This is a genomic window from Streptomyces sp. NPDC059256 (assembly GCF_042753785.1).
Lineage (GTDB): Bacteria > Actinomycetota > Actinomycetes > Streptomycetales > Streptomycetaceae > Streptomyces.
Window position 1 is genome coordinate 26,248 of sequence record NZ_JBHYZO010000018.1, and the last position, 12,567, is coordinate 38,814.

Sequence of the window (12,567 nt, forward strand, 5' to 3'; positions counted from 1 at the left end):
TCGTGACGTTGCGCTGGGCACTGGTGACGTTCCGCGCATGAAGTGTGAAGCTCCTGCTGTGACCATGCGAGTGATCACTTGGCGACACAGTCGAACGGCACCGAGAACGCCTCCCAGGCCAACTCTCCTGGACGGCGAAGGGCAACGGCACCATCACCCGTTTGGTGAGGGACCTCGCCAACAAGCTCATCGCCACCACCAGCGCCGGCGCCGACGAGTACGTACCGACACCGCCCCGGACTCCGGAAGGTTCAAGCGGTCGGTCGGTCGTCGTACTGGGAAAGGTTCCAGCCGGTCGGGGGCGGTTTCCGGCCCTGCGCGGCCTCTTCGGGGGCGGCAGCGGCACGGCGGGCCGGTACGGACTAGGGTGGCATGTCGGACAGCGGGGCAAAGCTGTGGAAACCCGCGCCGAGCGGGCGGGACGGTGGGCCGATGGGCCGGGAGAGACACATGGAGAAGAGTCCGGATGCCGAGCTGCTCGGATCCATCAGGACCGTGATCCGCCTTGCCCGTATCGTCCAGCAGGCGTGCGAGGAGGCCGGGCTGACCCTGGCCCAGTACCGCGCGCTGAACAGTGCCGTGAACGGCGAGCAGCGGGCGTATGAGCTGGCCCGCTACACCGCGGTGAGCAGGCCCGCGGTGTCGGCACTCACCAATGGCATGGTGCGAGCCGGTCTGATCGAACGCAGCGATGCGGCGCGCGACGGGCGTGGGGTGCTCTTCTCGATCACCCAGCACGGCGTGGACACCCTGCGCGGTGCGGAAGATCTGCTGGTGGAGCGGATCAAGGACGTACTCGGGGAGACCGGGGACGCCCTGGGTGCGCTCAGGGCGCTGCGGGTGGATGAGATCGAGGCCGCGCTCGACGCACAGGCCGACAAGGACTTCGGGCCGGCCGGGCGCCGTGCCTGGGCCGGGCGGGCGAAGAACGGCTGAGTTCGGGACCGCGCCACCTGTCCGGGCGGGCCTGGACACCGTCTCATCCCATGGACCGTCCGCCACGAGATCGTCCACCGCGGCCGGCCGGGCCGCGCGACACCACCCGCTCGGGACATCCGGGCCTACGCAATGCACTCCCCTCCGTCCGGGGCCAGCGAACGGAGGGGAGGAGTGGGTCAGTCGCCGGACGAGGCAGCTTCGGTGCCCCGGCTCTCCTACCCTCGACGTTCCGGTTCCGGTCCCGGGTGTTCCGGTCCATGGTGCTTCGATCCGGGGTGTTTCCCATGGACGATCCGCTCGGGGTGGGCCGGCTCCCCGGACCGCGGGGATGCCTCCCGCCCCCGCTCCCCCTGTGCCGGCACTACCCCCGGGCCCTCCGGCGTTGCGGGCTCCGTCTGCCCGCTCTTGTGGACGGTGGTGCGCAACGGAGTCTCACGGACTGCCAGGGAGGCGGCCAGGCTGCCCAGGGCGACCACGGCGGACACCAGGAAGACAAAGGTGAGGGCGTCGCCGTAGGCGGTCCGGCCCGCTTCCCGCAGTACGGGGGAGAATGCGCCGAAGTCCGGGACGCGTTCGCCGCCCGACGCCCCTGTGGGCAAGTTGCCGACCCCGGCCACGCGGTGGGTGACGACGGCGCCGAGGAGGGAGACACCGATCGCACCCGCCAGCGATCGGAAGAAGGTCACCGTCGCGCTGGCAGCGCCCACCCGGTCGACGTCCACCGAGTTCTGTGCCACCAGGACGTAGTTCTGCATCACCGCGCCGATGCCCAGCCCGACCAGGACCGTCGCCGCCAGCAGCAGCCACAGCGGCAGTGGACCGGTGCCGGTCAGCGTGGGCAGACCGAGCAACGCCAACCCGCTGACCAGCAGGGCAGAGCCGCAGACGAGGAACACCTTCCAGCGCCCCGCGCGGGTGATCAGGGTCCCCGAGCCCATGGTGCCGACGAGGGTGCCGACCATCATCGGCATGCCCAGGAGTCCGGCGACGGTCGGTGAGTACCCCCGGGCGAGTTGGAAGTACTGGCTCAGGAACAGGATGACCCCGAACATGACCACACCGACGGAGATGCTCCCCAGCACCACCAGGCGGGTGTTCCGGTCGCCGAAGACGGACCGTGAGACGACGGGTGCGGGATGGTGTCGCTCCACCCTGACGGTCATCGCCCCGGCGACCAGTGTGCCGCCCAGGAAGGCGGCCGTCTGCCAGGAGACCCAGGCGAACGCATCGCCTGCGAACGTCACCCAGAGGAGCGGCAGCGAGGCGGTGACGGCGATGAGCGCTGCCCCGGTCCAGTCCGCCCGGACCTTTCGGCGGGGGGTTGCGGGCAGGCGCAGATGACGTTGCAGGAGGACCAGGCTGACCAGCGAGAACGGTAGGACGACCAGGAAGCACCAGCGCCAGCCGAGCCATTCGGTGTCCACCACGACCCCGCCGACGAGCGGGCCGCACACCGTCGCCCCGGCCATGACGGCGCCGATGTATCCGGAGTACCGCCCCCGCTCCCGTGGCGAGACCAGTGTGCCGATGACCGCCTGGCTGGTGGCCATCAGACCTCCCATGGCGATGCCCTGGACCGCCCGCATCGCGATCAGCGGCCCCATCGATGGGGCGAGCGCCGCGCCCGCCGAGCCTGCGACGAAGACCACGAGTGCGAGTTGGACCAGCAGTCGCTTGCTGTAGTGGTCGGACAGGCGTCCCCAGATCGGGGTGCTGACCGTCATGGTGAGCAGGGAGGCCACCACCACCCAGGTGTACTGGGCCTGGCTGCCGCCGAGTTCGTGGAGTATCGCCGGCAGTGCGTTGGTCACGATCATCGTGCTGAGCACGGCGGCGAACAGCGCGAGCAGCAGTCCCGCGATGATGCGCATGATCGTCCGGTGGGAGATCACAGCCTCTGCCGTCGCCATGGTGCCCGTGGTGGGTGATTCGGGTGTTTCGGAGTTGGATTCCATGCCTTGACCCTGTGGTCGTGGGTGAACCTTCCCGGTGGTCCGTTGCCGGTCCGGAGCGGACCACCGGAGAGCCGGGCGTGATCAGGCGACCAGGGCGTGCACCGCCGCATCGAGCAGGGACAGATGGGTTCGGACATCGGCCTCGGAGGTCTGCGGGCACATCAGTGCCATGTTGTGGAACGGTGTCAACAGGACGCCCCGGTTGATCAGGAAGAGATGCAGATAGTCCTCCAGTTCACCGTCGGTCGCCCGCTGTGAGGAGGTGCCGTTCATCGGTGCCGGTGTCATGAAGCGGTACTCGGCACGGGCGCCCAACCGTGTCACCGACCAGGGCAGCCCATGGGCGAGGACGATCCGCTCGACCCCGGCCGTGTACCGGGTGGCGAGCCCGAACATGTGCCCGTAGGCGGCCGGGGTCAGTACCTCGGTCAGGGTGGCGCGGGCAGCGGCGAGGGAGAGCGCGTTGCCCGCGAGGGTGCCGCCGACACCGCCCGTGTCCACCAGATCCAGATCGGGCCTGGCCCACAACTCCTCGGCGAGCGGCTCGCTCAGCCCGTAGGCGCCGATCGGGATGCCGCCGCCGATCGCCTTGCCGACGGTCACGATGTCCGGGTCGAGACCCCAGGCACCGGTACAGCCGCCGGGCCCGGCCGAGACGGTGTGGGTCTCGTCGTTGATGAGCAGCACACCGGCACGGCGCGTCAGTTCGCGTACGCCGTCGAGGTAGCCCGGTGCGGGCAGGACGATGCCCATGTTGGTGAGCGCCGGCTCCATCAGAAGGGCCGCGACATCCCCGTACGAGAGTTCCCGCTCCAGCGCTTCGAGGTCGTTGAACTCGACCACCCGACTGGTCGTCGTGGGATCGACGGGCGCGCCCACGTTGCCGGGTCGGGAGCGTGGGCCGTCGGGGCCGGTGACGACGAACGACTCGTCCACACTGCCGTGGTAGCTGTAGCTGTTGAACAGGATCCGGGAGCGTCCGGTGAACGCGCGGGAGAGCCGCAGTGCCCAGCGGTTGGCATCGGTCGCGGAGAGGGCGAAGCTCCAGCGGGACACTCCGAATCGGCGGGCCAGTTCCTCCGCGACGACCGCCGCGTCCTCGGTGGGCATCATCGTCGTCGCGCCACCGAGTTCGCCGAATCTGCGGGCGACCGCGGCAACGGTCGGTGCCGGGGAATGCCCGGCCATCGCCCCGGTGTCACCGAGGCAGAAGTCGATCAGTTCATGTCCGTCGAGGTCGACCACGGTCGCCCCGGAGGCGCGTTGCAGATAGAGCGGGAACCCCGCCGCGCTCTTCGCCATCCAGGTCATCGGCACACCGCCGAGCAGATGGTCCGCCTTTTCGTGCGCAGTACGCGATCGGGGGTTGCGCTCCCGATAGGTCAGGCGCTCCCCCGCAAGCAGGGCGGACAGCCGGGTACGGTCCACCGGATTCATCTCGTTCACCTCGTCCATGGCTGTACGTGAGGGATTGAAGGGCTCGTCGGTACGGGTGGGGCCGTCCGCCGCACATCGCTGCGCGCTCGCCGGCGACCCGGCACCCGGCCGGGTCATGGTGTGTCTTCCGTCGGTTGCGGTCCTGGGCGCTGCCCCGGAGCGACGGAGGGGTCCCGAGCCGGGTCCGCGGTGTCATGTCCGGTGTCACTGCCACGGGCGAGGGCGGCGCGAACACGGTCGGTTTCCGCCGTGTCCACCGCACCGGCGCCGTCCAGCACCACCCGGTAGATCCGCCGGGCGCGGTCCGTACTGATCCAACCCTCCCGGACGTCCAGGGCCACGGCCCAGGGATCGCGGGTGTGGGGTGGGCCGTATCCCCCGCCGCCGCTGGTGCGGGCCACCAGCCGCTCCCCCTCCGCCACCCGTACCGGGCCGCAGATGTCGAGATCACTGAGGTGTCCGTCCCGGTGCCGCAACTGTTGGGCCGAGCGTGCCCCGGCCAGTCCGCCGCGCGCACCGCTCATGGGATGGACGGATCCGTCGTTGGCGTACACCGCCTCCAGGTCGCCGCCGACCGGGCCGTACTCGACGGTCAACCCGGGGGCGCCGCGCATCCGTCCGGCGCCCTCGGTGTCCCGGGCGAGCCTGCGCTCATGGATGACCAGCGGCTGCTTCAACTCGTCGATCTCAACGCTGTCGAGCAGCAGTGTGCCGCCGCTCCCGAGGTCGTCCATCGTCAGCCAGCCGTCGTTGAACGGCCCGGCCGCGCCCCCGTTCGTCCCGGTGAAGATCTGGTTGACGAACGGTTCGGCGCCTCCGCCGCGCCGATCGACACCCGAGACGACCGCCTCCGATGGGGACATACCGGTGCCGACCTCGGCCATGCCGATGCCGTCGCCGAGGTCGGCGAAGGCGCGCTGCACGATGTTGCCGAGTCGATTGGCGAGGTTGGTCGTCGCGACCGAGCAGCTCACCGGATGCCGTGGGATGCCCACCACACAGTTCTCCCGCAGGTGCACGCGCACCCTGCGGAAGCTGCCCTGGTTGTGCGGAACCGTGTGGTCGATGCTGTTGAACACACCGATCAGCGCGGCCGTGCGGGAGGACGCCTCGCTGAGGTTCAATCCGCTGGGCACGCAGTCGGGGTTGTCCCTCAGATCGATGTCGATCATCCCGCGGGCGGGATCGACGGCGACCTTCGCGCTGATCGCGACGCCGTCCGGGACCCCGGGGAACGGATCGTGCCGGGTCGTCACGGTCGTCTCGCCCGCGGGCAGCCCGGCGATCGCCGCCGCCATCCGGGACTCGCCGTAGTCGAGCCAGTCATGGGCGAAGGAGTCGAGCGCGTCCCAGCCGACCTCCTCGGCGAGCCGCAGCAGCGACTGCTCCCCGATCCGGGCGCTGCCCAGGATGGCGAGGTAGTCGCCGCGCCATTGGTGCGGGACGCGGATGCGCATCTCGCACATGCGCAGGATGTCCGCGCGGTCGGTGTAGTCCTCCTGGACGCGGACGACCGGGAAGATCAGCGCGCCCTCCTCGTACACGTCCCGGGCGCTCGCCATGTACGTCGTCGGTACGGAGTTGCCGCAGTCCGCCTGGTGGGCCTTGGCGAGCACGGTGAACCGGTGCACGCCCGCGTCGTCCACCACCGGCACCAGGATGGAGTGATCGGCGGCGTGGGTGTTGCCGTGGTACGGCGAGTTGTGGAGGAAGGCATCGCCCGCGCGGAGTTCGGGGTGGAACTCCAGCAGGGATCGCGCCTGGAGGTCAGGTCCGCCCATCACATGGATCGGTGGGCTCTGGCCGGTCATCAACACCCCGCCGTCGGCGGTCAGCACACAGCAGGAGAAGTCCCTTGCCGTATTGAGCACCCCTGAACGCCCGCTGCGGGCAAGGGTGTTGGACATCCGGCGGACAATCGCCTCGAATCGATGGGCGAGGACCGCGAGACCGGCACCGTCACGTACGGCGCCCCCGTCGGCCTCCCCGGCACCACCTCTGGCAGCTGGGACGCTCCGCTCCCTGGTCATCTCGTCTCCTTCCGCCGGTCGTGACCGGTCCGCTGTGAGGCTTCCTTCGCCGGATGGATGACGAGGGAGCCTGAGTCGCTGATCTCGCCGGTGCCGTGGTCGGCGACGACCACCGTGGTGAAGGGCGACTCGATGAGCACGGGGCCCTGGATCACCTCACCGGGGGCGATGCCCGACAGGGTGCGTACCGGGATGTCGGTCATGCCCTGACCCGGGACATAGGCCCGGCGCACTCCGGCGGGGGCGGCCTCACCCGGTCGGGCGGTCAGAACGCCGGTACGGCCGGCCAGCGGCACCCGGGCCCTGGCACCCCAGCTGACCACCTCGACCGGTGAGTCCTCGTCCGTGATGCCGAGGATGCGCTGGTGGACGGCGTGGAAGTCGGCCTCGAACTCCCTGACGGCGTCCGCCGTGGCGAACGACTCGCCGCGCAGGGGCACCACCAGTTCCCAGATCTGTTGTGGGTACCGCGCCTCCGCGAAGAGTGTGACGGTCATCCCGGCCGGATCCGCCCCCACATGCCCGGCGAACTCGCCGCACCGCACGAGCAGTCCGGCGAGGGCCGCGTTCACCCGGTCCGCCTCGAAACCGCTCGTCACCGCAGGGACCGTCGCCGTGTACACCGCCCGGAGATCGGACATCAGCGCCCCGGACGCGGCCAGCGCCGCGCCGACGGCCGGCACCACCAGAGTGCGGCAGCCCAACCGCTGCGCGACCGCTGCCGCATTGAGCCCGGCTGCGCCACCGCCGCCGACGAGGACGGCCCCGGACGGGTCGATGCCCTGTTGGAGGGTGATCTCCTCGATCGCGCGGACCATGTGTTCGGTAGTGAGTTCGAGCACGGCATGGGCTGCGGCGACCGGATCGACGCCGAGCGGTCGGGCGACATCGTCGGTGATCGCCGCGAGCGCCGCGTCCGGATCGAGCACCATGGCGCCGCTGGAGAACGAGGCCGGATCGAGGTACCCCAGCACCAGGGCGGCGTCGGTCACCGTGGCCCGGACACCGCCCCGCCCGTAACACGCCGGGCCCGGCACCGAACCTGCGCTCATCGGACCGACGTGCAACAGCCCACCGGGGTCCACCCAGGCGATGCTGCCGCCGCCCGCGCCGACGCTCTTGACGTCGATCGACGGCAGCCCGGTCATATGTCCGGTGATCTCGCCCCCGACCCACGCCGACCGGGTGGAGGGGATTTCGCCGTCGCGGACGAGGGTGACGTCGTAGGTGGTCCCGCCCGCGTCGGCGACGATCACGGTGCCCGCGCCGAGATCCGCAGCGGCGTACGCACGGCCAGCGACCGGGGCCATCGAGGGCCCCGAGTTGATGGTCAGCACCGGCTTTTCGGCCGCGTCCTGTACGTCCATCACCCCACCGACGGAGGTGACCATCAGAATCCGGCCGGTGAGACCGGCACCGCGCAGCCGTCCGGTCAGACCCTCGGTGTACCGGGACATCAGCGGCTTGAGCGAGGCGTCGATCGCTGCCGACGAGGCCCGACGGTACTCGCGCAGCGATGGGTTCAGCGCATGGGAGAGGGTGTGCGGAACACCGGGCAGCCGCTCCCGCAGCACCTCCGCGACCGCCAGTTCGTGCGCCGGGTTCACCGTGGCCCACAGCAGGCACACGGCCACGGCCTCGACCTCAGCGGCGGCCAGCCGGTCGCAGATCTGGCCGAGCCCCTCGTGGTCGAGGGGGCGCAGGATCTCCCCCGAGGCGGTGATGCGCTCCGGTACCTCGAAGGTGAGGGAGCGGGGCACGTACGGCTCGGGGAACGGGACGGTGAAGTCGAAGGGGTCAGGCCGTCCGCCCTCCCGGAGCAGGAGCACATCGGGGTGGCCCTCGGTGGTGAGGAACGCGGTCTTCGCGGTGGTGCCGGTGAGCACGGCGTTGAGCCCACGGGTCGTGGCGTGGACGAAGGTCCCGACGTCGGCGAGGAATCGCTCCAGCGTCAGCCCGTCGGCTTCGGCCGCCGCCGTGAGGACGTCCAGGATGCCGCGTACCGGATCGTCGGGCACGGTAGCCGACTTGAACAGCCGCAGTTCGCCGTTCTGCTCGACGACGAGGTCGGTGAAGGTGCCGCCGATGTCGACGGACACCCGCGTGGCAGCGTCGGCGGGCAGGGGGGTTGCCGGGTCGGGGGCGCTCATGGCCGGCGCCTCTGCGCGGGGGCGGGCATGGGTACGGATCCGGAGACGGTCGCCGGGCGGAGACAGTCTGCCGAGTGGGTCGTCGGGTGGTCGGTCCCCCGGTGGGTCCGGGCGAGGTGCTGGTCGGACATGATGGGTCTCCGCTTCTCGGGGCTCACGCTCAGAAGCCGTAACTGGACACGGGTTGGGCGGACTTCTCGGCGGCCGTCCCCTCCAGCCGGGGCGCGGACTCGACGCACTCGCGCAGGTCCCGTAGGAAGGCCGTGGTCTGGCCGTCGTTGTGCGGCATGGGGACGACGACGAGGCTCACCGGCCCCGGTACGGCCCGGGCCGCGAACATCCATCCCCTGCGGCGCAGTTGCTCAGCTGCGGGCCGGAGATCGAGGGTCCGGGAGTGGATGAGGGTCATATTGATCCGCGAGCCCGGGTGGACGTCGAGACCGTCGATCCCCACGACCCCGGCCGCGAGTTCATCGCGCATCGCCATGGACTTCAGTGACACCGCGGTGTAGCCCGGCTCTCCGAGCAGTTTCACCATCGCCCAGGCGCCGGCGATCGGCCCCGCACCCCGGGTGCCGGACATGGTGCCGTTGGGCGGGCAGATCTCCTTCGCCGACTTGAGCAGCGCGGCGTCCCGGAAGAGCAGGGTGCCGGCCGGCGGTGGGGCCATGCCGTTCTTGTGCAGATCGGCGCTGATCGAACACACCCCGGGGACCCGGAAGTCCCACGCGGGGATGGTGGTGTCATAGCCGGAGCGCTCCAGGAACGGCAGGATGAAGCCGCCGAAGGCGCCGTCGATGTGCAGATAGAGGCCGTGGCGCTGTGCGATGGCGCCCATCTCCGCGATGGGGTCCACGCTGCCGTACGCCCAGGTCCCGGCCGTGGCGATGATGGCGATGGTGTCGGACCGGACGGCGGCCTCGACGGCCTCCGGGTCCACCTGGTCCAGCCGGCCCTCGGGGGCGGGCACGACGATGGGATCGAGGTCGAACATCCGGCAGAGCTTGTGGAGCGAGTAGTGGCCGTTGTCCGGGAAGACCACACTGCCGCCACGTCGTCCGGCCCGCTGCTTCGCGGTGAGGATCGCGCACATGTTGGACTCTGAGCCGCCCGAGGTGATGAACCCGGCCGGGTCCGCGGCGCCCATGAGCCCACCCAGCCATCCGACGACCTCAGCCTCCATCTCCCGCGCGCCGCCGCCGGTGATCCAGGTCTCCCCGTGGATGAAGCGGAGGTATGCCGCGACTGACTCCTCGCGTACGGCGTCGCCCCAGGGAAGTTCGGGAGTGGTGATCAGATGGGGGCCCTCGTCGAAGAGGTTGCGCGGCATCTCCGGAAAGCGGGAGACCTCTTCCAGACGGTGGAGTTCGGCTTCGAACCAGTCCAGGTCGACGCCGCTGGGAAATGTGGTCATGTCGTGTCCTCGTACTCGAATCGCGAATCTCGGGTGGATGCCTGGTATCCGGTGGTCTGCGCCGGAGTTGTGCCTCCGGTCTCGGGGAGTGGGGCCCGCCGCCCCGGCCCGGTGGGCGGGGGGTGTACCGGTGCCGCGGCGGCGGGCGTCTGGGGGATTGTGAGGCGTCGGCCCACGGCTGACGGCTCACGGGCTGCGGGGTGCTATTGGGCGGTGAACCCGCCGTCGACCGCGAGGCTGGCCCCGTACACGTACGACGAGGCGTCCGAGGCGAGATAGACCACCGCCGGGCTGATGTCAGCGACCTCGCCCACCCGGCCCGCGGGGGTCGTCGCCACGATCTCCTTCTCCAACTCGGGAGTGATGAGTTCGGCGTTGATCGGGGTGTGCACATTGCCGGGGGCAACCGCGTTGACCCGGATGCCCTCCGGCGCCAGTTCGGTGGCGAGCGCCTTCACCATCAGTTCGACAGCGCCCTTCGATGCGCAGTAGGCACAGTCGTCGGGCGAGCCGACACGGCCGGACATAGAGGAGACGAAGACGATCGATGCACCCCGGGTCAGATGGGGTCGGGCGGCCCGGGTGAGGCGGAACGGGGCACGGACATTGATCGCCCACTGTCCGTCGAACATCTCGTCCGTGGTGTCCGCCAGCGATGCCTGGGCGTAGATGCCCGCGGAGTGCACCAGGACGTCGAGTCGACCGAATCGTTCGATCGCCGCCTCGATGACCTGGCGTGGGGCATCGTCCTCGCGCAGATCGGCGGCGACCGCCAGTTGCGCGGCCCCGGTCGCGGCGACCGCCGCCGCAGCGGCGGTCAGCCGGTCCGCCGAGCGGCCGACGAGGACGACGTCACAGCCTGCAGCCCCGAGGGCCCGCGCGATCTCGGCGCCGATGCCGGAACTCGCGCCCGTGACGATCGCCGTTCTGCCGTGCAGATCGAACGGGTGGGGCGCCGGCGTCGGAGCCCCCGCGGGTTGCGATGACGAAGACATGGCCAGTCCTTTCAGACGGGTTCGGGGTCCGGCTCCCTGGCCGCCGCCGCGATGTCGTGCCGCAGATGACTGCGACCGCGGAGGAAGAGGAGCCCTGCGGTGAAGGCCGAGAAGGCCACGGCGGAGGTGATCGCGGTGCGGGGTCCGAAGGAGTCGGAGATGAATCCGGCGAAGATGGAGCCGAAGAAGCCGCCCATCAGGAAGGTGAAGACGGGTAGGAAGGCGAACGCCTGCGCCCGCAGTCGGTGCGGTGAGACCGCTGCGACCAGCGGACCCACGCACACCAGCGCGATCCCGACACACATCGAGGCCAGGACGTAGGCGGCGAGCAGCAGCCAGACGGGCCGGAGCCAGATGCCACCCGAGATGATGGCTCCGTACACGAGGATCGAGCCGCCGGCGATCAGCACGGTCATCTCGGGCCGTTGTCGGAACACCCGGTCGAAGTACTGGCCGCCGGCCACCATGGCGCCGATCACCGGTAGTTGGGTCAGTGAGAAGATCAATCCGCGGTCGAAGGCGTCCAAGTGGTACTCGTCGCCCAGCAGGAGCGACATCTGGACCGGCACGGTGAACAGGGCCAGCCCAAGGACGCCGATGCCGAGGCACATAAAGAGGAACGTCTTGACCTGCATCATCTGCCGGAAGCCGTGGAAGATCCCAACGGGGCGCTCCTCGACGGCTGGACCGGCCGTATCGCTTCGGGCCGCGGGCAGATCGGCCCCACCGCGCTGCGGTTCCTTCAGAAAGACGGCCGCTGCGATGGCGAGCAGTGCATACGGCACCGCGAGGCCGATGTAGGCCCAGCGCCAGGACTCGCCGCCTTCGCCCGCGAGACCGGCCAGCGACCCGGCGAGCGCGGGCCCGACGGCCTGGCCGATCGGGGTGGCCGTCGCATGGAGGGCGTAGATCCGACCACGTCCCTCGACCGGGTAGGCGTCGGCGATCAGGGAACCGAAGACGGGGTTGGAGTACGCCGCCGCCAGTCCGATGAAGGCGTAGGCGGTGAAGAGGTGCCAGACGTTCTGGGCGAGCCCGGCACCGATCAGGGACAAGGTCCCGACGGCGGCCGAGACCACGACGAGTTTCTTGCGGTTGACCCGGACGGCCAGCCAGGCCATGGGTATCCCACCGAGGACCAGTGCGACACCGGTGAACCCGGCGGTGGCGACGAACGCGGCGTCGGAGATGCCGAAGGTGTTGCGGATGTCGGGGGCGAGGGTGCTGGTCGCCTCGCGGCTCAACTGCTCCATCACGACGAGGGGTACGGCAAGCAGACAGATGCTCCACCCACCGCGCCGGAGGGTGTCGCGCAGTCGCAGACCGGTGGAGTCGAAGGGACCGGGCGCGATCGGGCCGGGGGCCGCGAGGTCGTCGACCGGGGAGCCGGTCACATCGTGGCCGCTCTTGGCGGGCCCGGGTGGCTCTCCGGGCGGTTGTGCGGGAGGGACCCCGGGTGCGGCGACCCGGGGAAGGGGGTTGGACATGGGCGTACTCCCTGAAGGGTCCCTGGGGGAGGGAGGGGTGGGGCGGGGACGCGGGGAGTGGGGGGAGTGCACGGTCCCGGCGGAGGGGCGCACGGAACAGGTCCTGGAACCGCCGGTACTGGAGCCGACGGACAGGCACGAAGGGGGTGGACGGGTACGG

At 70.4% G+C, this 12,567-nt stretch carries 8 protein-coding genes; 1 reads left to right on the top strand and 7 read right to left on the bottom strand.

Annotated features, from left to right (window positions below; genetic code table 11):
• Nucleotides 1-450: 450 nt before the first annotated feature.
• The gene (locus ACFXJL_RS27250; protein WP_358878077.1) at nucleotides 451-936 is read left to right on the top strand and encodes a MarR family transcriptional regulator; all 486 of its coding nucleotides are present in this window, start codon (nucleotides 451-453) and stop codon (nucleotides 934-936) included.
• Between the two features lie 218 nt (nucleotides 937-1,154).
• Here ACFXJL_RS27250 and ACFXJL_RS27255 read toward each other — a convergent pair whose 3' ends face one another.
• From ACFXJL_RS27255 to ACFXJL_RS27285, 7 genes are all read right to left on the bottom strand, one after another.
• On the bottom strand, nucleotides 1,155-2,894 hold the full coding sequence (locus ACFXJL_RS27255) for an MFS transporter (RefSeq protein ID WP_384696674.1): 1,740 nt from the start codon (nucleotides 2,892-2,894) through the stop codon (nucleotides 1,155-1,157).
• Nucleotides 2,895-2,975: 81 nt separating this feature from the next.
• The gene (locus ACFXJL_RS27260) at nucleotides 2,976-4,448 is read right to left on the bottom strand and encodes a transaminase (protein ID WP_384696678.1); all 1,473 of its coding nucleotides are present in this window, start codon (nucleotides 4,446-4,448) and stop codon (nucleotides 2,976-2,978) included.
• On the bottom strand, nucleotides 4,445-6,361 hold the full coding sequence (locus ACFXJL_RS27265; protein WP_384696681.1) for a hydantoinase B/oxoprolinase family protein: 1,917 nt from the start codon (nucleotides 6,359-6,361) through the stop codon (nucleotides 4,445-4,447). Before ACFXJL_RS27265 ends, ACFXJL_RS27260 begins: the two co-directional genes overlap by 4 nt.
• Entirely contained in the window at nucleotides 6,358-8,511 is a 2,154-nt protein-coding gene (locus ACFXJL_RS27270) for a hydantoinase/oxoprolinase family protein (RefSeq protein WP_384696683.1), read from the bottom strand. The genes ACFXJL_RS27265 and ACFXJL_RS27270 overlap by 4 nt, the downstream gene beginning before the upstream one ends.
• Before the next feature lie 160 nt (nucleotides 8,512-8,671).
• Nucleotides 8,672-9,925, bottom strand: a complete 1,254-nt coding sequence (locus tag ACFXJL_RS27275) for an aminotransferase class V-fold PLP-dependent enzyme (RefSeq protein ID WP_384696686.1) — start codon at nucleotides 9,923-9,925, stop codon at nucleotides 8,672-8,674.
• A gap of 203 nt (nucleotides 9,926-10,128) precedes the next feature.
• Entirely contained in the window at nucleotides 10,129-10,920 is a 792-nt protein-coding gene (locus ACFXJL_RS27280; protein ID WP_384641231.1) for an SDR family NAD(P)-dependent oxidoreductase, read from the bottom strand.
• Between the two features lie 11 nt (nucleotides 10,921-10,931).
• The gene (locus ACFXJL_RS27285; RefSeq protein ID WP_358878084.1) at nucleotides 10,932-12,407 is read right to left on the bottom strand and encodes an MFS transporter; all 1,476 of its coding nucleotides are present in this window, start codon (nucleotides 12,405-12,407) and stop codon (nucleotides 10,932-10,934) included.
• Nucleotides 12,408-12,567 lie beyond the last annotated feature (160 nt).

What these genes read in the sequence shown, in the direction of transcription:
- ACFXJL_RS27270 (WP_384696683.1), bottom strand. Translation starts at nt 8,511, where the DNA reads ATGAGCGCCCCCGACCCGGCAACCCCCCTGCCCGCCGACGCTGCCACG.
- ACFXJL_RS27265 (WP_384696681.1), bottom strand. Translation starts at nt 6,361, where the DNA reads ATGACCAGGGAGCGGAGCGTCCCAGCTGCCAGAGGTGGTGCCGGGGAG.
- ACFXJL_RS27260 (WP_384696678.1), bottom strand. Translation starts at nt 4,448, where the DNA reads ATGACCCGGCCGGGTGCCGGGTCGCCGGCGAGCGCGCAGCGATGTGCG.
- ACFXJL_RS27255 (WP_384696674.1), bottom strand. Translation starts at nt 2,894, where the DNA reads ATGGAATCCAACTCCGAAACACCCGAATCACCCACCACGGGCACCATG.
- ACFXJL_RS27285 (WP_358878084.1), bottom strand. Translation starts at nt 12,407, where the DNA reads ATGTCCAACCCCCTTCCCCGGGTCGCCGCACCCGGGGTCCCTCCCGCA.
- ACFXJL_RS27275 (WP_384696686.1), bottom strand. Translation starts at nt 9,925, where the DNA reads ATGACCACATTTCCCAGCGGCGTCGACCTGGACTGGTTCGAAGCCGAA.
- ACFXJL_RS27250 (WP_358878077.1), top strand. Translation starts at nt 451, where the DNA reads ATGGAGAAGAGTCCGGATGCCGAGCTGCTCGGATCCATCAGGACCGTG.
- ACFXJL_RS27280 (WP_384641231.1), bottom strand. Translation starts at nt 10,920, where the DNA reads ATGTCTTCGTCATCGCAACCCGCGGGGGCTCCGACGCCGGCGCCCCAC.